Consider the following 23,666-nt stretch of genomic DNA (forward strand, 5'->3'; position numbering starts at 1 on the left):
AGACATCATTTCAACTTTTTTACCGCTTGCTCGCGCTTGTAATGCTGCTCCCTTATTGGCTCTTCTTCTGGGAAATAGTTAGCAATCACTTCATCTGAGAACGGCGTTTTCTTGTTAAGCTCGTAATAGCGATCCATTGGAGTTTTGCCACCAAGAAAGGAATGATGGCGGTGCCAATTATAGAAATGCTGCCACTCATCAAGCCTGTCGTGTAAATCAGGAGCAGAAAGGTCAGCTGTAGCATAAAACTCTTGCAAATCTGTTTTGTGACCACGTTCAACTTTCCCGTTTAAATGCGGTGAATATGGCTTTATAGGTCTGAACTTTATACTGTATTCCTTCAACCATTCTTGGACCTTGTAAGCAAAAGATTCACGTCCCCGATCTGTTTGTACCCCCTGAATAGGGAAAGGCATTTCTTCAACAACCCGATCTAGAAATTTAATCGTATTTGCTGCGGTTCGGCGCGGATATAAACCCATAACTTTGTAGCGAGAACAATCATCAATGGCTGCGTACTGATAAAGTCCAGGAGCAATTTTGCAGACGTCGATTTGCACTCTATCGCCCGGAATAGGGAGATTGTAGCGTTTAGTGTGCTTTCTCCTTTTAAGCTTGCTGGGAAGGTGACCTTTCTTGTTTCTGTTCAGAACTTTCTGGATTGTTGGCGGCGACAACTCGATTTCGTGGAGACGTAACATCTCGCTGCTAATCCGTTTTGCACCGAGAGGCCTTTCTTCTCTCATGGAAAGAATGATGGACTCGGTTTCAGAGCAGACTTTCTGTCTAGGAGAAGATTTAGGACGACGGGACATATCTACCAACCCGTCAATGCCGGATTCCTTATAGCGGCGATACCACTTCCTCAAAGTTGGCCGAAAAATGCCACATCGACGGCAGACAAATCCGGCATCACCGACCTCTTCGTAGAGCTTTACCCAACCCAATCTGGCACGCTGCTTTTCAGTCATGATCGCAGGTTATCAGTTGAAATGATCTATGTTAACCCCACAGTTCAGGTGATGCCCTGAAGAATTACAGAGGCACACCCTATACCCATATTCACAGGATCGATTGTTTCTGCATCAGTCTGCTATCCAGTAAATCTCATACTGCCCCTGCTTCACTTCTCAGACTGTATGGTTTTGAAACCACAAAATCCCATAGAATCCGAATAGATCAACTCCAGTCCAGTTTGGTTATTTCTAATCATCATCCGGCAGCATCAGAGTAATACATGGTTTAATGTCATCATCTGGACCGCACTGGCAGACCACTTCTACTTCTTCAAGGGTCCTCGGTTGTGACTTGGTTAAGAATAAGACCTGAAAGCTTATCCTGCTCTGGTCCAGTTTATCCTGCATAGCCAGCAAGCACATGCTGAACAGGTCATGGAGTCGACCAGTAACGCTCTGCCCTTCGCCTTCAAGTCCTTTCGGTGGAGTGATGTATCGTTCATACAGGTTCAATGACACAGCTACTGGAGCCTTGAATCCGGTCTGTTTAGCCTGTTCGGTCACATCGATTAGATTTCCGTCTTCAATCGCCTGTTTCCGGGTATAGGAATAGATCATCCGAAACAGTGGATCGCAATAGATTACCATCAGTAAATCTCCTTCAATTTCATATTGTTAAATAATCATGAGAATTGAAGGTTATCCTGATTGGTTTGATTTGGTCACTGGGGTGGGTTGATTATCTTTTGATTTTTTTGGTGATTCTGTGGATCAGATGGTGGTGTGGTCTGGCTGGTGGATTCTTCGGTTGACCGAATCACCCAAGCAAAGTAACAATTATTAAATAATTATAACATCAAAAGCACTATTTATGATTGACTATACAGAAATACCCGATGGCGAAGTATGGGAACTATTTGCTAGAGAATATTTAGAATCATGTGGATTTTATATTGAATCTCCACCATCAAGAGGGGCAGATGGAGGAAAAGATCTCATTGTTACCGAGAGATTAAAGGGACGGATAGGAAGGTACGAGTTTAAATGGTTAGTTAGTTGCAAACATAAAGCAACAAGCCAACGATCTGTATCCGAAACAGATGAACCTAATATTCTTGAACGAATGAAAGCCTACAAAGCTGATGGCTTCATAGGTTTTTACTCTACGATTGCCTCTAGCGGACTTGGCACTAGACTTGACAACCTAAAAGCCAATGGAGACATAAAAGATTTTAAAATCATGGACGGCAAATATATTGAAAACAACCTAATAACAGGAGCGCGATCCCATCTTTTTATAAATTATCTTCCAAAAGCATACATTTCAGTAAAACCTATTCATCATGTAACAGATAAATACGAACCACTAGAATGTATTGTCTGCGGAAAAGACCTTCTAATGGCTTCATATAATGATGAACGAGGTGGAAACATAGTATTTGCTGAAGATCTAGATAAAAAAAGATTCGAACATGTTTATTGTGTATGCGCTGGAAGCTGTGATCGCCACTACGAAAGACAACTTTTTGATTCACAAGGTTTGATAACTTCTTGGCACAGCCTTACAGACTTAATGATCCCAATGGAATTTTTACGTTATGTGATGGTTACATTAAACAGACTTAGAGATAAAAACGATATATACACAGACAAAGCCTTTAAGGAAGAAAAAGCAATCCTAATCAAACTATCACAAAGGGTACTGCGCTACACAAATGAAGCTGAAATGGAACGAGTTAAAACCCTAATGTCGTTACCGCAGCTTTAATCTAACGCTTTGGAGCAAACTTTCTATGCATTTCTTGTGAACGCCTACCAACAACTTCTTTTCTTTTTCTATTATAAAACAAATCGTTAATTACAAATTCAAAAATTTCATAGCCATCAAGAATATCGCTTCGTTCCAAACTACCAACATGGCTCGCATCATTTCCAAGCCATTTTAAGGCTAGCAAGTGACCTCCTATTTGCTCTTCGTCAAGTTTGTAAGTTTCAATGCGTTTATGAAGACTCAACGGCATTATCCTACCTTTACGATTCTCCATCTCCGTGGGAACGTTGAAAAAATCCATCAACCTTTCCAGTGAAATACGGAGATGCATACCAGATGCAACAGGGTCGTTAAAAAAAGAAGCAAATGATTGTTTAAGACTTTTGCTTATTTCATCTGGGCAATCGTCAGGGATACTGAATAAATTGATGCTAGGAGTAAACCATTTCGGATAGAAGTATTCAAATGTCTCGACAATATTCCAACGCTCAGATGGTAGCTGCTCGGTAAATGCTTCCCCACCCATTGATACATAGCGATTACATTTTTCATTAGTACACATCAAAAGAGCAGAGTAGACAAAGTTTAAATCTTCAGCATTTATGTCTTCTGCATAATAACCATACTCCATCTGCAATGATTCAGATGAAACTTTTAATTTTCCTGAACTACAAAATGGACATTTTATCTCAGTTAACTCGTCTCTATTTTTAAAACATAAATCTTCAAAATACCTACGATCCAGAGCATAATTTACTTGGTCAGATTCACCATTAATGTGAGCAACTGAATCTATTACCTTTACCTTCGATTTTTTCTCTGCACAACAGCACCTACGCTCTATATATTTATTAATAATAGTTAAATTTTCTCGATCATTCTCAACCAACCGCATAAGCACATCCAAAACAATATCAGAATAGTCGCCACTGGGATTGACCAATCCATCATAAATGCGGTGATCCTCTTTTATAAAATCATCTTCTTTAACCAAATGAAAAAGTTCTTCCCAACTTTCAGATGAAAAAAATTTCAAGACAGCATCTTTTAGATCAATTACTTCATACTTCTCATCACTAGCCAACTTCCTGACGATCTTCACTACCGAACTCCATTTCAATAAATCAAAAATTTAACTTGTGCATTATTGACTTCATATTCTTCTCTATTTGCTCAAGATGCTTATTAATTTTTTCAACAGGAGAATACGTATCTTGGGTATAGTAAAAAGAGGTAATATCAAGCTTGGAAATGCTTTTAAGCTCTTTCCTACCATTACTAAAATAACATTCTGCGATTATAGCTTCATCGCCAATATCATCACAAATTCCGGTATACTGCCCCCAACCAAAAACTCTGCTTTCATTCGGGGCAAGCATTGGTGTAAATTTTAGAGCCTTCCAATCAACCGATTCAGATGGAGTACGCCCCCATCCATAACAGCGTCTTAGTTCTTTGGAAGTTTCAACTCTAATATCGTATGCTGGACCATTCCCAATATTTTTCAATTCTAACATTATTAATGTTGCTCGATGTTTATCTGCTCGTGGGTAAATAATAACATTAGGATTTGAATTCAATTCTCGTACCTTTTTACTCTCATAAGCCATCCAACACGTAGAGACTGCCAATACTAAGGTCAAAACAGCTAAACATGCTGTTGCCCATGCAGTTATTGAAGCGTCAGACGCTCCATTAATCATAAAAACAAACGCCAAGACTAAACATAAGAAGGCTAAATATTTGTATGATTTAATCAATTCGTACAAAAACAACAAAGCCTTTTCAAAAAAAGAATCCACCGTATGAAATACATTCATCTTTTCGCCTCAGAACCTTCATGTTGCCAACTTTAACCGATTAAATCGACGAGACAGAAATCAACTCTTTCAATACTCTGTTTTTCGTATAACAACGCAACATCAATTACAATACCATGAACAACTTCAGTCAACCGAACCACACACACTTATAGATATTAATTATCACAATCAATTTTATCTAACACAACTCACCCACCCCGGTTGGCACCAAAGGTTGGCAGCACACCAAAAAAACCGCAAATAAACGCAGAAAAGGGTTAACTCTAAAAACGAGTTAACCCTTTAATATTATACTAGTTTTGTACTAGATGGTGACCCCGGCAGGAATCGAACCTGCGGCACCAGGATTAGGAATCCTGTGCTCTATCCTACTGAGCTACGGGGCCACTTTATATGAAAACATCGGGAGAATTTTAGCGTATTTCTCCGTCTGAGGCGAGAATTAATATCCAAACCGTTTTTTGATTGCAAGCTATTTTTTATCTTTCTACTTATTTTTCCATATACTTCGGCTACAGAACCAAGTTATTAACCTCATACTGATGCCTAATCATAAAATATGTCGACGGCTTCTTCAAGTTGACAGAACTATACATTCATGACAGAACGCTTCTCAGCTTAACACTGTTAAGCTATGGAGAATCAAAGATGAATGCTACTTCAAAAACAATAGAGACACCGCAGCAACCCCTACGAATGCTGATTCTGGATGCTGCACGCAAACTTTTTGCGGAACATGGATACGCGCAGGTTTCCATGCGCAAGCTGGCGACCACCATCGGCTATTCGCCAACTACCATCTATCATCATTTCAAAGACAAAAAAGAACTCTTCCTCTGCCTTACAGAAGAGACTTACCGGGATTTCCTGCATCGCATCAACAGCATCATCGCTTTGACTCCTCCGCCACGAGAAGCCCTGAAAAACATCCTTTACACCCTTGTAGATATGGGACTCGAAAATCCCAATGCATATCGGGTGGGCTTCATGATGGAAAGCGATCTTTGGAAAGACCACGACTCCCACTTTCAGAATAACCCCCTAGGCAAAACCATGTACAACCGCATCAATGAGTGCGTAAAAGACTGCCTGCCTAAAAATGCTTCAAACGAAGACATTCTGGTTACTGCAAACTCTGTAGTTGCCGCAACCCACGGTCTGACTTCGCTTTTGATCACCTACCCTACGTTTGAGTGGGGGCCACTTGATAAATTAAAAAGGCAGGTAATCGACTCTGCTGTTGACGCCATCGACTGATTACTATACCCAAAAATATTTTTTTCGCTCGGGTCGGGTATCATCCGTTTATATAAAGGATTCTCATCATGAACAAAAAAAGCGCCATGAAAATGAACAAAAAGGCTAAAAATCACGTTGTATCGCTACTGCAGCCCAAAGATGCCCTTAACCGGGTAATAAAACGGTTCCGCTCTCTGCAGTCCCCCGAAGGATACTGGGTTTTCGCACTGGAAGCGGATGTTACCATTCCTTCAGAATACATCATGTTCAACAGATTTCTGGGACGAAAAATAGATAAAGGCCTTGCAGAAAGGCTGGGTAACTACATCCGCGCCAAGCAGATGCCCGACGGAGGATGGCCCCTCCATGATGAAGATGGTCCTATAAACATTAGTGCTTCCGTAAAGGCATATATGGCACTCAAAATACTCGGTGATGACAAAAACGCGGAACACATGGTCCGTGCCCGCCGGACAATCCTTGCCAAAGGAGGTGCGGAAACTTGCAACGTCTTCACCCGCATCTGCCTTGCGACCTTCGGCCAAATCCCGTGGCACTGCCCACCGGCCATGCCGATAGAAATCGTACTGCTCCCCAAATGGTTCTTTTTCCATCTGGATAAAGTTTCCTACTGGTCTCGATCAGTTATCTACCCCTTGCTTATCATCTACGCAAAGCAGCCGGTCTGCCGTTTGCGCCCGGAAGAAGCTGTGCCGGAACTTTTCTGCAAGCCTGCGGAAGATCATATTCATATTGATAAATACCGTGACAAAGGCTGGCGCAAGAATCTTTTTATCCTGCTAGACCGCATTCTCAAGCGAACCATGCATCTGGTACCTAAATCAATCAACAGAAAGGCCATGGTATTTGCTGAAAAATGGACCCGTGAACACATGGCCGGACGAGGCGGAATCGGTGCTATCTTCCCGGCAATGGCTAATGCGGTTACAGCCCTGAGCCTGCTTGGCTACGATGAATCTGATCCAGATTACGCCCGCGGCATTCAGGCGGTGGATGATCTTATGGTCGACAAATTCCACGTACCTGAAAAATCCCCATGGGAACACACGGTTATCACCGGAGGAACTGAGCTTTCAGCAGCACCGGAACTGGATATTTCTCCCAATCATGGCACTGCCGAAAACCTTGAACAAGCCATGTGCCAACCCTGCAACTCACCCATTTGGGACACCTGTTTGAGTCTTTCTGCCATGATGGAAGCCGGAGAGGATCAAAACAGCAAATGCACACAGCAGAGCCTGAAATGGCTTTGGGACCAGCAGATATTTTTTCGGGGCGACTGGATTTCCAAAGCTCCTAAGCTTGACGGCGGAGGCTGGGCTTTCCAGTTTGAGAACACTTTCTACCCCGATCTCGATGATACTGCCATGGTACTTATGGCTATGTGCCGTGCCGGAGTTCTGGAGCAGCCGGAACATCATGAAAACTTTATCAAGGGTGTCAACTGGCTGATCGGCATGCAATCCTCAAACGGAGGCTGGGCTGCTTTTGATATCGACAACTGCGCAGAGTACCTGAACGATATCCCCTTTGCGGATCACGGCGCCCTGCTCGACCCGCCCACTTCAGACCTGACAGCCCGTGTCATCGAGTTGCTGGGTGTTATCGGTTATGACAAGAGCTTCCGCCCCATCAAGGACGGCATCGACTTCCTGAAAAAAGAACAGGAAGATGATGGATCATGGTTCGGACGCTGGGGTGTCAACTATATTTACGGAACATGGTCGGTGCTGTGCGGTCTGCGTCAGGCAGGAGAAGACATGAACTCCTCCTACGTCTGCAAAGCTGTGGAGTGGTTGGAAAATCACCAGAACAAGGATGGCGGCTGGGGCGAAACCTGTATGAGCTACAACAGCCAAAATTACGCAGGTCTGGGTGACTCCACCGCTTCTCAGACTTCATGGGCTCTGCTGGGCCTCATGGCAGCTGAACGGGTCCACTCCAAGGCTGTCAGCCGAGGTATCCGCTACCTGCTGGACACCCAGAAGGAAGATGGAAGTTGGGACGAAACCCTCTTCACCGGAACCGGGTTCCCGCGTGTGTTCTACCTGCGTTACCATGGCTACTCCCAGTACTTCCCCATGTGGGCGCTGGGTGTATACAAACGTTTCGTAGCCGACGAAGATACGAAGCAGATCATGATGCGCCGTGACACCCCGCTTGACCTCGGCAGGAAGTGGTAACATGGGCAAAAATTCAGCACAGATCAATATGGTCGTCCCGGCTTACGAAACAGGCCCGGACGACCGCATGCACTGCCACTGGCTCATGAACCATATGCAGCAGGCAGCCACTGTCCATGCAGATTCACTGGGTATCGGTGTGAACGACATGGCCAAGGAAGGTCATATGTGGGTAATGACCTCCATGCGCATAGAAATTGACGAAATGCCACGCCGTGAAGAAAACTTCACCCTGAGCACATGGTCACGTGGAGTGAAGCGTTTGCGTGCTTTCCGTGAATTTTCCGGCTGCAATGAATCAGGACGTGAAATCATCAGGGCCAGCTCAGAATGGATGGTGCTGGATGAAACAACCCGCAAGCCTGTAACCATAAATCCGGAATACAATTTCTACGCTCAGGATAGATGCGTGTTCCCTGAAGCAATGAAACGACTGCGCCCCGGTACGCCGGAAAAAGAAATCCGGATCTTGAATGTGGGCTACAGCTCCCTTGATGCTAACGGACACGTCAACAATGCCGAATATCTGCGTTGGTCTTTTGACGGGTTGCGTCCATTGGGATTTGACCAGAACAAGGTTAATTCCATACGCATTGCATTTCTTTCAGAAGTGTTCGAAGGCAACACCATAAATTTAATGGATTGTGGATGTGAAGATGATGGCTTTGAGTTGATTGGCTTGAATGAAAGCGAGGGTAAGGCTGCTTTTGCCTTAAAAGTTGAATAATCCTGGCCTAAACCCCTTCTCCCACTTGACTTCCCATCATTTGTCAGATAAATATACCGCCTTTCGTGCAGTAATATTATTGCACTCTTTTCTGATGTCTAGAGTCTTCACAGCTTATGAATTCAAGGATAACGACAGGTTGCAGCGGCAACTTTTCCATTGAAACGAAGACATTTTAAGATTGTCCGGCAGGTTCGGGCATAGAAACAATTTTTCCGCAAAGAGAGAATGGATTATGCAAGTTGCAGGTAAAGAACTTGAGGTTCAGCAGGGTGCGCTTTGCGGCGAGGTTCTCAAAGAGGCCTTGTCCAAAAAGCAGTTCAAGAACGTTGTAGTTGCCAAATGCGGCGATACCCTTCTTGATCTTACCACCACCGTGCCTGCCGACTGTACCGACCTTGAGCCGGTAATGGCTGATTCCGAAGAAGGTCTGGAAGTAATCCGCCACTCCACTGCACACCTTATGGCTGAAGCAGTGAAGAAACTCTTCCCAACAGCCAAAGTAACTATCGGCCCCTCAATCGCAAGTGGTTTTTACTACGATTTCGACTACGAACGCCCCTTTACCCCTGAGGATCTGGAAGCAATCGAAGCCGAAATGCTGCGCCGAGTTGGTGCCGACGAAGAATTTAGCCGCGAAGTGCTTTCCAGTGCTGATGCATTGGAAAAATTCGAGAAAATGGGTGAGGATTACAAGGTAGAACTCATCAACGATCTTGGCGAAGAAACTGTTTCCGTATACACCAACGGTGAATTTGCAGACCTCTGCCGCGGCCCCCACGTGGCCCGCACCGGCATGCTCAAGGCTTTCAAACTGCTCTCCGTTGCCGGAGCGTACTGGAGAGGCGATGAACACCGTCAGCAGTTGCAGCGTATCTACGGAACAGCTTTTCCCGATCCCAAGTCCCTGAAAAAGCATCTGGCCCAGCTTGAAGAAGCCAAAAAACGCGACCATCGTAAATTGGGAACCCAGTTGGATCTCTTTTCCGTAAACCCCGATGTGGGTGCGGGCATGACCATCTGGCATCCCAAAGGTGCGCTTATCCGAGCTATCCTTGAAGACTTCGAACGCAAGGAACACCTCAAGCGCGGCTACCAGTTCGTACAGGGGCCGCTGATTCTCAAGCGTGAGCTTTGGGAAAAATCAGGCCACTACGATAACTATCGCGAAAACATGTATTTCACTGAGATTGATGAGCAGTCCTACGGCATCAAGCCCATGAACTGCCTCTCTCATATGCTGGTATTCAAATCCAGACTGCGCAGCTACCGAGACCTGCCCCAGCGCTATTTTGAGCATGGAGTGGTCCATCGCCACGAGAAATCCGGTGTACTGCACGGCCTGCTTCGTGTGCGTACTTTCACTCAGGATGATGCGCACCTCATCTGCCGCCCGGACCAGCTCCGCGATGAAATCATCGGCGTTGCAAAATTCGTCGGCGATGTGATGGGACTGTTCGGATTTGAATATGAAGCAGAAGTCAGCACCAAGCCCGAAAAGGCCATTGGATCTGACGAAGATTGGGACAGAGCCACCGAAGCACTCGAAGGCGCTCTCAAAGAAATGGGTATGGAATACTCAATTAATGAAGGCGACGGAGCGTTCTACGGACCCAAAATCGACATCATTATCAAAGATGCACTTGAACGTCGCTGGCAATGTGCTACAATCCAGTGTGATTTTACCTTGCCAGAGCGGTTCGACTTAAGCTATGTGGGCGAAGATGGTGAGCGTCACAGACCTGTAATGCTGCACCGGGTTATTCTCGGTTCCATCGAACGCTTTATCGGAGTTCTGCTTGAACACACCGGTGGAGCTCTGCCTGCCTGGCTGTCCCCTGTTCAGGCAAAAATTCTCACAGTCACCGACTCTCAGAATGAATTTGCACGAAAAGTCTTGCAGTTTCTGCAAGAAAAAGGCATTCGTGCCGAGGTTGATGATCGAAATGAGAAACTGGGTTACAAAGTTCGGGAAGCCCAGCTTGAAAAAATCCCGTTCATGTTAGTAGTTGGCGACAAAGAAGTCGCTGCGGAATCGGTCAATGTAAGAGCCCGCGACGGGGAAGACCCCGGACTCAAGTCTCTTGAAGACGCGGCAGAGCTTATTTCGACCGCCATTAACGAACCATTCAAACGCGGAGGCATGAGCTATAGCTTTTCATAGAGACGGTAGGCGTCCCTATCGCAGGGATGACGGTGCCCGCCGAAACGAGCGCATTAGAGTTCCCAAGGTCATGGTTATTGATGACGAGGGTAACCAACTGGGAGTACTTCCCACACGTGAAGCCCTTGAAATTGCACAGGACCGGGGTCTTGATCTGGTTGAAGTTGCAGAAAAGGCTGACCCGCCTGTTTGCAAGATTATGGACTATGGTAAGTTCAAATATCAGCAGCAGAAACGTAAGCAGGAAGCCAAAAAGAAGCAGACAGTAGTCCAGATCAAGGAAGTCAAGTTTCGCCCCAAAACAGACGAGCACGATTACCAGACAAAGCTCAAGCACATCCGCCGGTTTCTTGAAGGCGGCGACAGGTGCAAAGTCACTATATTTTTCAGGGGCCGAGAAATTGTCCATAAGGACAGAGGGTTGGCTGTTCTGGAGCGAGTCAAAGAAGAGACCATGGATATTTCCAAAATGGAACAGGCTCCAAGGTCCGAAGGCCGCACCATGAACATGATGTTGGCTCCAATCAAAAAATAAGGTTTTTTCCGGCTTCCGAGCCGGTATTCCCAAGGAGGATAAAATGCCTAAAATGAAAACCAGAAGAGGCGCCGCAAAGCGTTTCACTAAGACCGGCAGCGGTAAATTCAAACGCCGTAAGCAGGGTCTGCGTCACATCCTGACCAAGAAGAATGCGAAGCGTAAGAGCAGACTCGGCCAGAGCGCAACTGTTGACAGTGCGAACATCGGTCAGGTCAAACGCATGCTTCCCTACGCTTAATTGCGTAAAAACAACTAAGACAATAAATGAACACTCCTGTCCGCGGAACTACGTTCGTGGCTGGTTTTAGAGAAAGATTCCTGGAGGAATACAATGAGAGTAAAACGTGGTATTGCCGCTAAGAGGCGTCATAAAAAATATTTAAAGATGGCCAAGGGTTTCCGTGGCTCCGGATCTACCCTTTACCGTACCGCCAGAGAGAGAGTTGAACGCTCCCTCTGCATGGCTTACGTAGGCCGCAAACTGCGCAAACGTGATATGCGCAAACTCTGGATCCAGCGTATCAACGCTGCTGCACGCCTCAACGGCATGTCCTACAGCCGTCTCATTCACGGACTGTCCACTGCTGGCGTTATCCTGAACCGTAAAGTTCTCGCTGATCTGGCTGTTAACGATGCTCCCGCATTCGCCAAAGTAGTTGAGATCGCCAAAGCTCAGGTTAGCTAAGGTGTCGGACGTAAAGTCCCTGTTACAGGAACTTGAAGGCCTGGTCCCGGAGTGCTCCGCACGCCTGGATCAGGCTTCTTTGTCTGAACTGGAAGACATCAAGATCGACATGCTCGGCCGTAAGGGCCGTGTAGCCAAAATCATGTCCGGTCTGCCCTCACTTCCCAATGAAGACAAGCCTGTAGCAGGTAAAAAAGCAAATGAAGTAAAGGCCGCTCTCACCGAGCTCATCGAGGGAAAGCAAAGCGAGCTTGAAAAAGCCGCCACCGTTGAGAGCCTGTCCCGTTTCGACCCCACCATGCCCGGACGCAAACCTGCTGAAGGTTCGCTACACCCGGTCACACTCGTCATGGACGAGATCTGTGACGTTTTCATCGGGCTGGGATTCGAGGTTGTAACCGGACCCGAAGTTGAAAACGACTGGTACAACTTCGAAGCACTGAATATTCCACCGGAGCACCCTGCGCGCGACATGCAGGACACACTGTACATTTCAGAATCCATCCTGCTGCGCACCCACACTTCTCCGCTGCAGATCCGCACCATGAAGGACAGAACTCCTCCTCTGGCTGCAATTGCACCGGGTAAGGTATACCGCAGAGACTCAGACCTCACACATACCCCCATGTTCCACCAGATCGAAGGTTTTCTTGTCGATCAGAATGTGAGCATGGCAGACCTGCGTGGGACCCTGACAGCATTCGTCCACCAGCTTTTCGGACCCAAAACTGACGTGCGTTTCCGCCCCAGCTTCTTCCCCTTTACCGAGCCCAGCGCAGAAGTGGATATCTCCTGTGTTATGTGCGGCGGAAAAGGAACCATCGACGGCAAACCCTGCCGCGTATGCAAACAGACCGGGTGGGTGGAAATCCTCGGCTGCGGCATGATGGACCCCAACGTGATGAAAGCAGTTGATTACGACACCGAAAAGTATTCCGGTTTCGCATTCGGACTCGGCATCGAACGCGTAGCCATGCTCAAATACGGCATCGGCGACTTGCGCATGTTCTTTGAAAACGACATCCGATTCCTCGAACAGTTTTCCTAATATATACGCAGTAAATACTGCTGGAGGCTCAAATGCTTTTAAGCATGCAATGGCTGCGGGATTTCGTTCCTTATGAGGGCGAAATTCAGGAGCTTGGCGACAGGCTGACCATGCTCGGCCTTGAGCTTGAAGAAATTTTCAATCCATTTGAAGCGATCAAAGACATCGTTGTCGGCCATGTTGTGGAGTGTGACCAGCACCCCGAAGCCGACAAGCTGTCTGTTTGTAAAGTAGACGTCGGCGACGGCGAGCTTCTTGATATCGTATGCGGCGCACCCAACGTTGCCAAAGGCCAGAATGTGCCTGTGGCAAAAGTTGGCGTAACCATGCCCGGCGATTTCAAAATCAAGAAGGCAAAACTCCGCGGTGTCAAATCTCACGGCATGATCTGCTCCGAGCGTGAACTGGAACTTTCCGACGCGCACGATGGTATCATGGTTCTGCCCGAGAACCTGAAACCAGGCGTGAAATTCACCGAAGCAATGAACATGGAAGACACAGTCATGGATCTGGGTATCACCCCCAACCGTGCCGATTGCCTTTCCATGCTCGGTATCGCCCGTGAAGCTGCGCTGGCATTCGACCTGCCCATCACCATGCCCGAACTCAACCTCGTTGAGAACGGCGGTCACGCGGCAGATCTGCTTAAGATTGAAATCGACGATCCCGAACTATGCCCGCTCTATCAGGCCAGAATCCTGCAGGGAGCAAAGATTGCACCTTCCCCGGACTGGATGCGTTACCGCCTTCTTTCCGTAGGTGTTCGTCCCATCAGCAACATTGTTGACGTGACCAACTATATTCTTTTCGAACTGGGTCAGCCCCTGCACTCCTTTGATGCAGACCGGCTCAAAGGCGGCAAGATCCGGGTCGGACTTGCTCCCGAGGGAACTAAATTCACCACCCTTGATGAACAGGAACGCAAGCTCCTCGGCTCCGACCTGCTCATCTGGGATGCAGAGCGTCCTGTTGCGTTAGCCGGTGTTATGGGCGGCATGAACTCAGAGATTCACGACGGTTCCACCAACGTGGTCCTCGAATCCGCAGTGTTCCGTCCCGGCCTCATCCGCAAAACTGCCCGCCGTCTGGCCCTGCCCTCCGAAGCATCCTACCGCTTTGAACGCGGCGTGGATCAGCAGCTGAATACTTTTGCAATGGACCGTGCAGCCCAGCTTATGAGTGAACTGTCCGGGGCAAAAATTGTTTCCGGCGTGGCAAAAAATGAACCCAAGCCGTGGCAGGACCGTACCCACGATTACCGCCACAAACGCTGCAACAGCTGGCTTGGTCTGGACCTAGAACCTGAATTCAGCAAAAAAGCTTTCTCCCTCATGGGACTGGAAGTTAACGATAGCGATGCAGACTGCTGGAAAGTCTCCACCCCTTCCTACAGACTTGACCTCGAACGCGAGGCAGACCTGTATGAAGAAGTAGCCCGCTACTTCGGCATGGATAAGATTCCTTCCGTACTGCCCCGCATATCCAAGACCTTTGACGCTTCCGTTATTGCGGAAACCCCTTACGGCTTTTATCGTCGTATTAAAAACTGGGGTCGTGGCGTTGGTCTGCACGAAGCAATCAACTACAGCTTCGTGGGAGATGATGATCTCGACCTGCTTGGACTGCCCAAAGAAGGTCGCGTAAACATCGCCAATCCCCTGAGCGAAGACCAGAACGTAATGCGTACCGAACTGGCTCCCGGCCTGCTCAACACAGTACGTCACAATCTCGCTCAAGGTAATACCCACATTCGTGTTTTTGAAATCGCCAAGAAGTTCATTAAGGACGCAGAATCAGACACAGAAACCCGAGAGCAGTCCCGTTTGGGCATCATGCTCAACGGTCCCCGTTCCTGCGTTGAATGGCCTAACGAACAGGGCGATGCCGACTACCTTGATATTAAAGGTCTGGTAGAACATCTGCTGGCTGATCTAAAACTTGGAGAAGCAGCTTTCTCTCTGGTTAAGGATCACAATTACCTTGAACCCTGTGTTGACATTCACCTTGGTGAACAGAAAATCGGCTTCATGGGTATGGTCAAGGCAGATATTGCCGACAAGTATCACGCCAAAAAAGAAGTCTGGATGGCCGACCTTAACGCAGATCTCCTGCGTGACATCGTCATGGCCCACAAAATCAAATTCCAGACTCTGCCGGTGTTCCCGCCTTCCAGACGTGACGTGACCGTAATCGGTCCCGTTTCCCTGCATGCGGAAACAATTAAAGAAGCAATCCTCGGCCTCAAATTGCCGCTGATTGAGTCTGTGGAACTGGTCAACGTGTTCGTACCGGAAAATAATAACGACGAACGCAACCTCTCCTTCCGCATCACATACCGCCACGGTCAGAAGACCCTGACCGACAAGGCAGTAGACAAGGAACACAAGAAGGTTCTCGCTGGGCTTGAAAAATCCCTGCCTGTACATTTCTAGTTTCTGCTCGATGTAATTTAAAAGCCCGGCTGAATATGTTCAGCCGGGCTTTTTATATTTCTCAAAAGATCCTGAAAATATGATTCCTGCTTCTTCTCATTTTTTTAATAAGCTTCAGGGTTATCACAACCTCTCCGACTCAGACTTGTCGCAGACCAATGCCACCAAATATGCGGTCCCCATTGCTCCAATTAAATTAATCAGAACAAACACAGTAGAAAACTTCCAACCGAAATAGGCCAGCAAAACAGGAAGCAGAACAGGCTTCACAGAACGGCAGCCAATAAAATTGGCAATGACAAAAATAGAAGCACCTTTTTCTTTCAAGCTTTTAAACAACGGGTACCAAGCATAAATCGGTCCCAGGGAAATTACGCCTGCCAAAGAAGAAAAGAACACTCCTCTGATACCCATTTTACTACCAAGAAATTTGGCTAGAGCTGCCGGGTTAAGATAACGATTGATTAACGTCATCATAACCAACACTATGCAAATAGGTGGGCCTAATTGCACTAAAAGAGTCCTGCATACATGCAACGCATTGGCTGTGGATTGTGGATCGTGCAAATAGCATAGGCCGTAAACACAGCCTACGCCAAGCGGAAACAGCCACGGTTTTACATAAGGCCAGAAGTTGTTAACAGACATCAAAACAACCCTCCCCATGATGTAACCAATAAAGACATTACAACTGCCATTACAAATCCACATAAATTACGTACAACTGCGAACCTGATTCCCAAAGCAGCCGATTCGGCGGGTAGTTGAATAACTCCCACAGTGACCCAAGCCATCATCAGAGCTATTATCCCGGAAAGATTCACTCCGGCGTTAAGCAGACTATCACCGATTACATAACTATTAACAGGATTTCCCACCAACACACTGCCAACAGTTGCTCCCAAGATCGAATCCTGCACAGCTGATCCGGAAAATAACGCAAACAGATCTTTCTCAGAGATAAAACCGCGAAACAACCCCAACAACATAATCACACCGGCTAATTTCGGTAAGAGCTGATAAAACTGGCGAAGTCCCTTACGGAATGCACTGATCCATAACTCTCGCCAGCCGGGGATACTGCTTTGTTCCACTCTCCCGTCCGATCCAACTGAATTTTTAATAAGATATGCCTGCACAGCATCACGAACTTTACCTTTTACCCCCGTGACAATCTTAAGTGATTTTCCTTTCATGGCGTTAACGATATGAGGAGCCGCATATCCGACAAGCAGCGCTTGGGCATCATTATTAGCTGCCAAAGATATTATCGACACACCGGCTCCGGACCCCACATCTTTTGGAGGCCCATCCAAAACTTCAAAGGACATATCGTTACTATCAATTAGAAGAACATACTTTGCAGTACCCAGCTTAGGGGCAACACTTCCATCCAGATCAGAGTCAGTACAAGGAACCGCTATTTTCATAATTCTCACCAAATAAAAATATTGCGTAAGTGTATTAGAATTTAGTTGCTACTGGACGCACAAAAAACATATACCTGATTCCCTATAAATAAAAGACCTCAACAACACATGTCCCTTCCAATTTAACACTCCCCATTTACATACACATCTGGACTTTTCCGCACTCAACCTGTAATAAAGTCACGTTACGCGAATCAGCTGAATTAATACAAAAATAAGCATAAGCAGGAACTAACATGGCCAGAAAGACCAAAGAAGAAGCGGAAAAAACACGGCAGGCACTGCTTGCCTCTGCCTTCAAGGTATTCAACGAAAAAGGGTATGCTAAAACAACCCTGCAGGATATCGCCGAAGATGCCGGAGTAACCCGTGGCGCAGTTTACTGGCATTTTAAAAATAAGACAGATCTCTTTGAAAAACTTTTCGATTACGCGTTCATGCCTGTACGCGATCTTCTTTTCAGCAAATTTGAAGAAAATCTTGAGCCTAAAGAAATGCTTACCGGCCTGATGAGGGTCTGGATCAAACATGCGGGGACAGAAGAAAATTTCCGGGCCGCTTTCGGCATAATGTTCAATAAGACAGAATGGTCTGAAGAACTCATGCCTTTTAAAATGAAATTCAGGGAATACGAATACAAATTTATAAAAAAGACTGAAATAATTATTGAACAAGGCCAGCAAGATGGTGTATTCCGTGATGAATTGAAACCTGCTGTTGCTGCGGCCCAATACTTTTCCATCCTGCTCGGTTTGGCTCAGTATTCCCAATTTTTCCCGGATGAAGTTGATATCCACGGAGAAGTCGAATCCTTAATCGAAATGTTTATGCACTCATGTTTAAAAACAAATTAATCATTTTCACTATCGGTCTGCTGCTTATAGCCAGTTCCGCTTTTGCTGCGGACAAAGAGCTTTTTCCTTCAAGCGAATTCAAACTCGGCTATGAAGGAATGTACATGGATTACGATGAACCCGCGATGAATGAAAAAGGTATTCTCAACGGTGGATTCGGGTCATGGACAGGATATTTTTCAGAATACAACATCATGGTGAATGCTGAACTGGAAGGACTTGCAGGCTCACTTCGCTACGATGGTCAATACGGTGATGGAACACCGGTGAAATGCGACAACGATGATTACTTCATCAGCGGCAGGGCCACCATCGGTATGGGCTTTGACTATGGCCGCACCGGGATAACTCCGTACTTAGGCCTCGCTGCCCGGTACTGGAATGACGACATCAAAGCCACAGGCGGTTACGAACGCCAGATCAAACAGGTTTACATGCCGATTGGTGTAAACCTGATCACCCGTCTTGATAAAGGCTGGTCCATCGGCGGAACACTGGAAGGCGACCTTTTGCTTGGCGGCAATGTAAAAAGCAAACTATCCGCTGTTGGCTCAAATTACGACGACGTCAACAATACTCAGGAGTTCGCATCAGGTGGTGGTGGACGTATTTCCGCTTTCCTTGAATACGATCTCGAAGGCTATTCTCTCGGTATGGAACCATACTTTCGCTATTGGTATTTCAAGGAATCCGAGTCTGATACCATCAGAGCAGGAACTTATGTAGAACCGGAAAATAAATTCTACATGTCGGGTGTTCGACTGTACTTGAAATTTTAAAGGTTGCCATTAAATTAAAGATTAATCCCCTGTTGAGAATCTCAGCAGGGGATTTTTATTTTGGTACAAAAAACCGATTGAAATCAAACTTACGCAGCCACATCTTCAAGCCCTCCCTATGTGAGGGTTTTTTTTGCGTTTCTCAAATATCAACTTCAATTTGATTTTAATATTGACACATTTTTTCAAACTTCGTAGCACATAAACACAATCAATCTATAAATTTTAATTGGAGTTTGTTATGAAATTCAATAAAGCAACTACGCTCGTATTGTCCTGCCTGCTTGCTGTTCTGTTCTGCTCGACTGCATTTGCCCATGAGTTCATCCTTAAGCCTGTACAGTTGACCACAGAAAAAAATCATGTCGTACCGTTCAGTGTCGTATCCGCGCACGTTTTCATGATCAGTGAAGAAATGGAACCCCTCAACGAGGTTGACGCTAAACTCATTCTGGCCGGGAAATCTACTCCTCTTAAACTTGCGGAAAATGAAATGCTTATGACCCTTGATGGACAGATCAAGCCTGAAGCAGAAGGTACCGCAATCATTGCAGGACACCGTAAAGGAATAATTTGGACCAATACCACCAAGGGCTGGAAACAACAGTCTAAGAAAGGTCTGAAAGGTGTCATCAGCAGCGGGAAATATGAAAAATTCTGTAAAACCCTGGTCACAGTAGGCAAAGCTGACGGCAGCTACAATAAAGTAGTTGGCCACAAGCTTGAAATCGTACCTATGAGCGATCCTACTCAGGCTAAAGTTGGTGATGAAATTGAATTCCAGACCCTGCTCAATGGCAAACCTGTATCCCTCGAAAGCATGACTGCAACCTATGACGGATTCAGCTTGACCCCTAACAGCTACGCATACTTTACCGAGCCTTATGGAAACGGACTCGCAAAAGTGAAAATCAGCGCTCCCGGAACCTGGATGGTCCGTGTTCAGTACAAGAATGCCCAGCCGACTGCTGACTATGACAGCCACGTCATGCGCGCAGTACTGGTTTTTGAAGTGAAATAAATGATGCTTAGAAAAATTCTCCCGGCCGTAATTTTTATTGCGGTCGGGTTATTCTGTTTTGGAACTGTGGCACGGGCGCACGGTGTTGCCTATGAGATGATCGAAACTTCACCGACCATCACTTTCAAATCCGGTTTTTCTTCCGGAGAACCTATCGCCTACGGAGAAGTGCTGATATACGCACCGGATAACTCCGAAGTTGAATTTCAAAACGGGCGAACCGACAAAAACGGTGTATTCTCGTTTCTACCTGACAAACCCGGGATATGGAAAATTGAAGTAAGCGGAGGCCAGGGGCATAAGCTTATTTTTGATCTGGACATTTCCGACACAGGTAAAAATGGCTTAACTGCCCATAAAAGAGAAAACCCGTTGCATGGATCTATGGAGATCCGGGTTCTGCTGGGAATCAGCCTGATTTTCAACTTATGTTTTGCCGCATTCTATCTCCGGAGAAAGCGTAAGGAGACATAAATAATAAAGTCTACTCCGGATAATATCCGGGGAAAATATACACCCCATTAGCCTGCATCCAAAAGCCCTGTTTGCCATTCTTGCTTTTGTACAATCTGCTGAGCCCGGCACGGATGTACACTTCTTCTCCACCGGCGAGCAGGGCTTCCAACTCATCAAGACGATCCTGCTGCACATATTCCATAGCCATGCGGTGAAAGCACAGGTCCGCAATAGGAGTATGGCGAAAAGTACTCCCGCCCTTATCAGTAAAACAAAGCCGCAACTTCACATCTTCGCCGGAATTAATTACCGAAACACTTACGGATTTGGGATTTATTCGAATTGTCCTGATAGAATGGTCACAAACATCCCCAACAGGCAGACACCTGTTCTTGGGGGTGATCATACCGCCGAAGGCCTCCTTGATAGAATCAATTGCACTGCGCTCCAGTAAATCCTTGAAAGTCTGTTCATCAACACAGTCGAGCCAGACATCATTTTCAAAGGTACAATCTTCCAAATGAGGACAATCAGGATTGTCATGTGGAATAACATCTGCGGAAACTATAATGCCCGGCCGGATATTCCTGAACTCAACAAAATCCATATTTTCATAAGGAAGGGGACGGTAACAGGTACAATCATCCTCATCCAGAAGGGCCATGCAGACATTATCGCTATCATTAAATCTCGTTAAATCAGTCAAAACCAGCATGTAAAAATTCCTTTCAATCAAAAAAAAATACCAGACACCCTCGTACAAATACAGAAAGCACAAATAATCAAAAAAAGTCAAGTAGATCAACACTTGAAGAAGCACCGAACCGGACAACTATAACGTCTAGTTCACAATACATTAAAAAAAGCGGAGCCTTAATGACTCCGCTTTCCGCTATAACGCCGGCCCCATTCGGCCGGCCCGGTCAACCATTCCCTGAAACTGAGCCGGGTTCAAACCTGCTTGCGATAAATTCTTAATTATTGCCGATCCCAATGAAGCAGCCTGTAAATTTTGCTGCAACTGCTGCTGTTTCATGTTCTCTTCCCGGCGACTACTCCTGAATTTTTCGACCTCATCACCGGAACGGACAATACCGTTGGGAACTCCGATAAGCTCCGCATAATCATCAACAGCACGGTCCATGTCCACCTTGTCCAGAACCTCGGGGTTTGCCTGTGCAAGATTGCCCACAAACTGGGCCAGCGACTGTATTGACTGAGTACCAACCATTTTCTGGGCCTGTGCCAGTACGGAAATATAGTCAATTTTGAGATCTGCACCTTCCAGAACCGAGGGAGGATCAGGCAGTTGTCCGGCCCTGTGCAGAATACCGAAAACCCTGTCAATGAGCGGATCAAGCAGCTCGGTATGCTGCCGCTCAATAACCGGACCGAGCTGAATCAACTTTTCCTCATGCCGTTCGGCAACTTCCGCGGCAGTTATGGTTCTGCGGTTGGAACCTGCCATCATCATGAAGATATCATTGTAAAAACCTTCTCTGATAGCAGTACGCACATCCTGAATTTTATTGCTGACTCCAGCCAGATCAGGGCGAACCTGATAAAGCGGTGCAACCGAATCCTGCTGATTCTGCTCTACCGGATTCTGCCCACCCGGCAACAGGTTCAATCGCCTTGAATACATGGAAGGAACCTTCATGGGCGGACGTAAAGTCAGATGCACGGCCTGAATCTGGCTCTTGCTCATTTCCATGAGCATCTTAACATCCGCCAGTACATCCATAGCCGGAGAACGCCCGTAAACATCCATTGCCGCAGTATCCCAGCGCGGAGCCATGTACGGATTCTCCACAAATCCGCTCTCCGAAAGAACATGTCCACCCTGCCCATTAAGAAGGAATACGGACTCAAAAGGCATATTCATGGTATCCATGCGGTCCACATCGAACTCGTCACGTGGCTGGACCACATGCAGCACGTCAAACCAATGATCACGATTCACATTCAGGCTGGTATGCACTGTTCCCGGCAGATTTTCACTGCCGAATCTTTTTTCCAACTGACGGGCTGTCATCTTGAATTCGCGGTAGACCGTATCCACACGCCCCTGCGCATCCGTGGCAAGACAGTATTCACCGGCAGTCAGGGTGCGGAAACGTATTCCACGCTCTTCATCCGGTTCGCAATACAGAATCCCGGTGCCGAATCCTGCCAATTCCGTATACAGCGAATGAATACAGGAATAAAAGTTACTGCGGGCCAACGCGCGATACATGGAATTCTCCACTTTGGAAATCCATTCGCGCACTGACTTATGCCGGGCAAGGTCTCGATCTGAAATACCAAGACGGAACCACGGTCTGGCCGGAGAGGTCAAACCTCCTTGCAGTCCGGCAGCTAAAATACGTAAAGCTCTTGTGGCTGTTGAATCAATAATCCTGCCGGACCTCATGCGCCCGTCATTGGGGCGGTCTCCGTCATAAACTCCCTTGCGGGGCAGAATATAATCACTGATCTCCTGCCAATGCGATTCCCAGCTATTGCGTTCCTGGCGCAAACTCTGCAATCGTCTTAAATATTTATTATTTTTAGTATGTCTCATATTTAACCTTTGCCTCCAAAGGCTATCCGAGGACTTAAACCCTTTTGATCGCTCTACTATTAAAAGAGTATAAGATTTTACCTCGGACAACTTCACTTGGAGACGTTCTCTTTTTTTTACTCACCTATAATTTTCACAAGCTTCTTACACTTCGGACATTTTACCTGCACTTCAATAACTTTTCCTTTCAGCAAAAGCCTGCGGCAGACCGGACAGCGGTGTTCAATCATTTCAAAACTCCTTTGGAGCGGTTTAAAAATTCTTTACTGATCTTCGCCTTACCGGACACTCCGTCCGGTCCGGTGAGAATGGTCTTCTTGCGCCCAAGGGCATGAACCTTGCGCATGCGTCCCTGTGTTTCCTTACGCAGAGCTACCTTTGCATCAAACTCCGCATTCTGGCGGTCCACTTCGCGCTGACGAATATCGTTGGGATGCAGCCATTCTCCGTCAATTTTGCTGTACCCGGCATTCTGCATCTCTGCAGGAGTGTACCAATGCCCGGTTTTTTCCGAAAAGGTCCAGTCTTCCGGGACGCGCCAATCAGCCGGAGCATTCAACCCTTGTGCTGATGACCGAGGATTAGTGCCGTAAGTAGTACGGTGCCATTTAAAATATCCATTAAATCCCGGGGAACCGTTACTGAACCAGACATTTGATTGTCCTTCCTTTGCTGCAGGCAGATCCGGCCTGTAATAACTGGGCATCACATCCTCCTACTCGCCTAACTTGGTTTTCCGGGCCTGAAGATTCTGGGCTGCTGTTGCCAACTGCCCGGTATCACCCTGTCCGCCGGTCAGCACGGTCGCGCTGCGCCCTTTTTTCATGCGCTCCATTTCACGCATTTTCTTGGCCTTCAGCTCCTGTTCGCTTTTGTTGATGGCGTCCATCTTTGGTGGTTCTGGTACCGGGGCCACCGGGGGTGCCGGTGGCGGTGAAACTGGTGCTGTAGGTGCTTTTCCTCCTCCGCCTCCCAT

General features: G+C 46.7%; 25 protein-coding genes and 1 tRNA gene. 14 read left to right on the forward strand and 12 right to left on the reverse strand.

The features are described from left to right. Window positions 1–5 precede the first annotated feature (5 nt). Together ACKU41_RS04050 and ACKU41_RS04055 are read right to left on the reverse strand one after the other, a co-directional pair. Entirely contained in the window at window positions 6–971 is a 966-nt protein-coding gene (locus ACKU41_RS04050) for an IS481 family transposase (RefSeq protein WP_321404277.1), read from the reverse strand. 234 nt (window positions 972–1,205) lie between these two features. Further along, the gene (locus ACKU41_RS04055; RefSeq protein ID WP_321404278.1) at window positions 1,206–1,604 is read right to left on the reverse strand and encodes a DUF6573 family protein; all 399 of its coding nucleotides are present in this window, start codon (window positions 1,602–1,604) and stop codon (window positions 1,206–1,208) included. 223 nt (window positions 1,605–1,827) lie between these two features. Between ACKU41_RS04055 and ACKU41_RS04060 the strand changes: the two genes are divergently transcribed. Beyond that, window positions 1,828–2,724, forward strand: a complete 897-nt coding sequence (locus tag ACKU41_RS04060; protein ID WP_321404279.1) for a hypothetical protein — start codon at window positions 1,828–1,830, stop codon at window positions 2,722–2,724. A 1-nt stretch (window position 2,725) separates the two neighbouring features. Here ACKU41_RS04060 and ACKU41_RS04065 read toward each other — a convergent pair whose 3' ends face one another. The 3 genes from ACKU41_RS04065 to ACKU41_RS04075 form a co-directional block, all read right to left on the reverse strand. After that, window positions 2,726–3,829 carry a DUF4145 domain-containing protein gene (locus tag ACKU41_RS04065; RefSeq protein WP_321404280.1) on the reverse strand — a complete coding sequence of 368 codons (1,104 nt, stop codon included), beginning with the start codon at window positions 3,827–3,829 and terminating at the stop codon, window positions 2,726–2,728. Between the two features lie 22 nt (window positions 3,830–3,851). Beyond that, on the reverse strand, window positions 3,852–4,547 hold the full coding sequence (locus ACKU41_RS04070) for a hypothetical protein (RefSeq protein ID WP_321404281.1): 696 nt from the start codon (window positions 4,545–4,547) through the stop codon (window positions 3,852–3,854). A 312-nt stretch (window positions 4,548–4,859) separates the two neighbouring features. Beyond that, a tRNA-Arg gene (locus tag ACKU41_RS04075) sits at window positions 4,860–4,936 on the reverse strand. Window positions 4,937–5,198: 262 nt separating this feature from the next. Here ACKU41_RS04075 and ACKU41_RS04080 point away from each other — a divergent pair. The 9 genes from ACKU41_RS04080 (at window position 5,199) to pheT (ending at window position 15,587) form a co-directional block, all read left to right on the forward strand. After that, window positions 5,199–5,807, forward strand: a complete 609-nt coding sequence (locus ACKU41_RS04080; RefSeq protein ID WP_319780083.1) for a TetR/AcrR family transcriptional regulator — start codon at window positions 5,199–5,201, stop codon at window positions 5,805–5,807. 68 nt (window positions 5,808–5,875) lie between these two features. Beyond that, window positions 5,876–7,993, forward strand: a complete 2,118-nt coding sequence (gene shc, locus ACKU41_RS04085) for a squalene--hopene cyclase (RefSeq protein ID WP_321404282.1) — start codon at window positions 5,876–5,878, stop codon at window positions 7,991–7,993. 1 nt (window position 7,994) lies between these two features. Next, on the forward strand, window positions 7,995–8,720 hold the full coding sequence (locus ACKU41_RS04090; RefSeq protein ID WP_321404283.1) for an acyl-ACP thioesterase domain-containing protein: 726 nt from the start codon (window positions 7,995–7,997) through the stop codon (window positions 8,718–8,720). Between the two features lie 235 nt (window positions 8,721–8,955). Then, window positions 8,956–10,884: a threonine--tRNA ligase gene (gene thrS / locus ACKU41_RS04095; RefSeq protein WP_321404284.1), complete on the forward strand. Its 1,929-nt coding sequence runs from the start codon at window positions 8,956–8,958 to the stop codon at window positions 10,882–10,884. A gap of 70 nt (window positions 10,885–10,954) precedes the next feature. Further along, a complete protein-coding gene (gene infC, locus ACKU41_RS04100; RefSeq protein WP_321404285.1) occupies window positions 10,955–11,419 on the forward strand; it encodes a translation initiation factor IF-3 in 465 nt (154 codons plus the stop codon). A gap of 43 nt (window positions 11,420–11,462) precedes the next feature. After that, window positions 11,463–11,660, forward strand: coding sequence for a 50S ribosomal protein L35 (rpmI, locus tag ACKU41_RS04105; RefSeq protein WP_319780087.1), 198 nt, complete (start codon window positions 11,463–11,465; stop codon window positions 11,658–11,660). Window positions 11,661–11,753: 93 nt separating this feature from the next. After that, the gene (gene rplT, locus ACKU41_RS04110; RefSeq protein ID WP_319780088.1) at window positions 11,754–12,107 is read left to right on the forward strand and encodes a 50S ribosomal protein L20; all 354 of its coding nucleotides are present in this window, start codon (window positions 11,754–11,756) and stop codon (window positions 12,105–12,107) included. Between the two features lies 1 nt (window position 12,108). Further along, on the forward strand, window positions 12,109–13,155 hold the full coding sequence (gene pheS / locus ACKU41_RS04115; RefSeq protein ID WP_321404286.1) for a phenylalanine--tRNA ligase subunit alpha: 1,047 nt from the start codon (window positions 12,109–12,111) through the stop codon (window positions 13,153–13,155). A gap of 32 nt (window positions 13,156–13,187) precedes the next feature. Next, on the forward strand, window positions 13,188–15,587 hold the full coding sequence (gene pheT / locus ACKU41_RS04120; protein ID WP_321404287.1) for a phenylalanine--tRNA ligase subunit beta: 2,400 nt from the start codon (window positions 13,188–13,190) through the stop codon (window positions 15,585–15,587). A 123-nt stretch (window positions 15,588–15,710) separates the two neighbouring features. Here the strand turns inward: pheT and ACKU41_RS04125 are convergent, their stop codons facing one another. After that, complete coding sequence (locus tag ACKU41_RS04125; protein ID WP_321404289.1) at window positions 15,711–16,235, reverse strand: hypothetical protein; 525 nt, start codon at window positions 16,233–16,235, stop codon at window positions 15,711–15,713. Beyond that, window positions 16,235–17,017, reverse strand: a complete 783-nt coding sequence (locus ACKU41_RS04130) for a NifB/NifX family molybdenum-iron cluster-binding protein (RefSeq protein ID WP_321404291.1) — start codon at window positions 17,015–17,017, stop codon at window positions 16,235–16,237. Before ACKU41_RS04130 ends, ACKU41_RS04125 begins: the two co-directional genes overlap by 1 nt. Window positions 17,018–17,253: 236 nt before the next feature. Between ACKU41_RS04130 and ACKU41_RS04135 the strand changes: the two genes are divergently transcribed. The 4 genes from ACKU41_RS04135 (at window position 17,254) to ACKU41_RS04150 (ending at window position 20,145) form a co-directional block, all read left to right on the forward strand. Next, window positions 17,254–17,871 (forward strand): TetR family transcriptional regulator, encoded by a 618-nt coding sequence (locus tag ACKU41_RS04135; protein WP_321404293.1) that lies wholly within the window; start codon window positions 17,254–17,256, stop codon window positions 17,869–17,871. Continuing rightward, on the forward strand, window positions 17,853–18,650 hold the full coding sequence (locus tag ACKU41_RS04140) for a hypothetical protein (RefSeq protein ID WP_321404294.1): 798 nt from the start codon (window positions 17,853–17,855) through the stop codon (window positions 18,648–18,650). Before ACKU41_RS04135 ends, ACKU41_RS04140 begins: the two co-directional genes overlap by 19 nt. A 241-nt stretch (window positions 18,651–18,891) precedes the next feature. Further along, on the forward strand, window positions 18,892–19,671 hold the full coding sequence (locus tag ACKU41_RS04145; protein WP_321404296.1) for a DUF4198 domain-containing protein: 780 nt from the start codon (window positions 18,892–18,894) through the stop codon (window positions 19,669–19,671). After that, window positions 19,672–20,145: a hypothetical protein gene (locus ACKU41_RS04150; RefSeq protein ID WP_321404297.1), complete on the forward strand. Its 474-nt coding sequence runs from the start codon at window positions 19,672–19,674 to the stop codon at window positions 20,143–20,145. It abuts the gene before it with no gap. Window positions 20,146–20,155: 10 nt separating this feature from the next. Here the strand turns inward: ACKU41_RS04150 and ACKU41_RS04155 are convergent, their stop codons facing one another. From ACKU41_RS04155 to ACKU41_RS04175, 5 genes are all read right to left on the reverse strand, one after another. Then, entirely contained in the window at window positions 20,156–20,842 is a 687-nt protein-coding gene (locus ACKU41_RS04155; RefSeq protein WP_321404299.1) for a hypothetical protein, read from the reverse strand. A gap of 177 nt (window positions 20,843–21,019) precedes the next feature. Beyond that, window positions 21,020–22,690 (reverse strand): portal protein, encoded by a 1,671-nt coding sequence (locus ACKU41_RS04160; RefSeq protein ID WP_321404300.1) that lies wholly within the window; start codon window positions 22,688–22,690, stop codon window positions 21,020–21,022. 116 nt (window positions 22,691–22,806) lie between these two features. Further along, window positions 22,807–22,920 (reverse strand): Com family DNA-binding transcriptional regulator, encoded by a 114-nt coding sequence (locus ACKU41_RS04165; RefSeq protein WP_319780099.1) that lies wholly within the window; start codon window positions 22,918–22,920, stop codon window positions 22,807–22,809. Further along, window positions 22,917–23,396 carry an aminobutyrate aminotransferase gene (locus ACKU41_RS04170; protein WP_319780100.1) on the reverse strand — a complete coding sequence of 160 codons (480 nt, stop codon included), beginning with the start codon at window positions 23,394–23,396 and terminating at the stop codon, window positions 22,917–22,919. The genes ACKU41_RS04165 and ACKU41_RS04170 overlap by 4 nt, the downstream gene beginning before the upstream one ends. Window positions 23,397–23,405: 9 nt before the next feature. After that, window positions 23,406–23,666, reverse strand: a complete 261-nt coding sequence (locus ACKU41_RS04175; protein WP_319780101.1) for a hypothetical protein — start codon at window positions 23,664–23,666, stop codon at window positions 23,406–23,408.

The organism is Maridesulfovibrio sp. (assembly GCF_963678865.1).
Classification (GTDB): Bacteria; Desulfobacterota; Desulfovibrionia; order Desulfovibrionales; family Desulfovibrionaceae; genus Maridesulfovibrio.

Bases quoted from the DNA above. Each gene is read 5' to 3' on its own strand.
- ACKU41_RS04050 (WP_321404277.1), bottom strand. From the start codon at position 971: ATGACTGAAAAGCAGCGTGCCAGATTGGGTTGGGTAAAGCTCTACGAA.
- ACKU41_RS04055 (WP_321404278.1), bottom strand. From the start codon at position 1,604: ATGGTAATCTATTGCGATCCACTGTTTCGGATGATCTATTCCTATACC.
- ACKU41_RS04060 (WP_321404279.1), top strand. From the start codon at position 1,828: ATGATTGACTATACAGAAATACCCGATGGCGAAGTATGGGAACTATTT.
- ACKU41_RS04070 (WP_321404281.1), bottom strand. From the start codon at position 4,547: ATGAATGTATTTCATACGGTGGATTCTTTTTTTGAAAAGGCTTTGTTG.
- ACKU41_RS04080 (WP_319780083.1), top strand. From the start codon at position 5,199: ATGAATGCTACTTCAAAAACAATAGAGACACCGCAGCAACCCCTACGA.
- shc (WP_321404282.1), top strand. From the start codon at position 5,876: ATGAACAAAAAAAGCGCCATGAAAATGAACAAAAAGGCTAAAAATCAC.
- ACKU41_RS04090 (WP_321404283.1), top strand. From the start codon at position 7,995: ATGGGCAAAAATTCAGCACAGATCAATATGGTCGTCCCGGCTTACGAA.
- thrS (WP_321404284.1), top strand. From the start codon at position 8,956: ATGCAAGTTGCAGGTAAAGAACTTGAGGTTCAGCAGGGTGCGCTTTGC.
- infC (WP_321404285.1), top strand. From the start codon at position 10,955: ATGGTTATTGATGACGAGGGTAACCAACTGGGAGTACTTCCCACACGT.
- rpmI (WP_319780087.1), top strand. From the start codon at position 11,463: ATGCCTAAAATGAAAACCAGAAGAGGCGCCGCAAAGCGTTTCACTAAG.
- rplT (WP_319780088.1), top strand. From the start codon at position 11,754: ATGAGAGTAAAACGTGGTATTGCCGCTAAGAGGCGTCATAAAAAATAT.
- pheT (WP_321404287.1), top strand. From the start codon at position 13,188: ATGCTTTTAAGCATGCAATGGCTGCGGGATTTCGTTCCTTATGAGGGC.
- ACKU41_RS04125 (WP_321404289.1), bottom strand. From the start codon at position 16,235: ATGTCTGTTAACAACTTCTGGCCTTATGTAAAACCGTGGCTGTTTCCG.
- ACKU41_RS04130 (WP_321404291.1), bottom strand. From the start codon at position 17,017: ATGAAAATAGCGGTTCCTTGTACTGACTCTGATCTGGATGGAAGTGTT.
- ACKU41_RS04135 (WP_321404293.1), top strand. From the start codon at position 17,254: ATGGCCAGAAAGACCAAAGAAGAAGCGGAAAAAACACGGCAGGCACTG.
- ACKU41_RS04140 (WP_321404294.1), top strand. From the start codon at position 17,853: ATGTTTAAAAACAAATTAATCATTTTCACTATCGGTCTGCTGCTTATA.
- ACKU41_RS04145 (WP_321404296.1), top strand. From the start codon at position 18,892: ATGAAATTCAATAAAGCAACTACGCTCGTATTGTCCTGCCTGCTTGCT.
- ACKU41_RS04150 (WP_321404297.1), top strand. From the start codon at position 19,672: ATGATGCTTAGAAAAATTCTCCCGGCCGTAATTTTTATTGCGGTCGGG.
- ACKU41_RS04155 (WP_321404299.1), bottom strand. From the start codon at position 20,842: ATGCTGGTTTTGACTGATTTAACGAGATTTAATGATAGCGATAATGTC.
- ACKU41_RS04160 (WP_321404300.1), bottom strand. From the start codon at position 22,690: ATGAGACATACTAAAAATAATAAATATTTAAGACGATTGCAGAGTTTG.
- ACKU41_RS04165 (WP_319780099.1), bottom strand. From the start codon at position 22,920: ATGATTGAACACCGCTGTCCGGTCTGCCGCAGGCTTTTGCTGAAAGGA.
- ACKU41_RS04170 (WP_319780100.1), bottom strand. From the start codon at position 23,396: ATGCCCAGTTATTACAGGCCGGATCTGCCTGCAGCAAAGGAAGGACAA.
- ACKU41_RS04175 (WP_319780101.1), bottom strand. From the start codon at position 23,666: ATGGGAGGCGGAGGAGGAAAAGCACCTACAGCACCAGTTTCACCGCCA.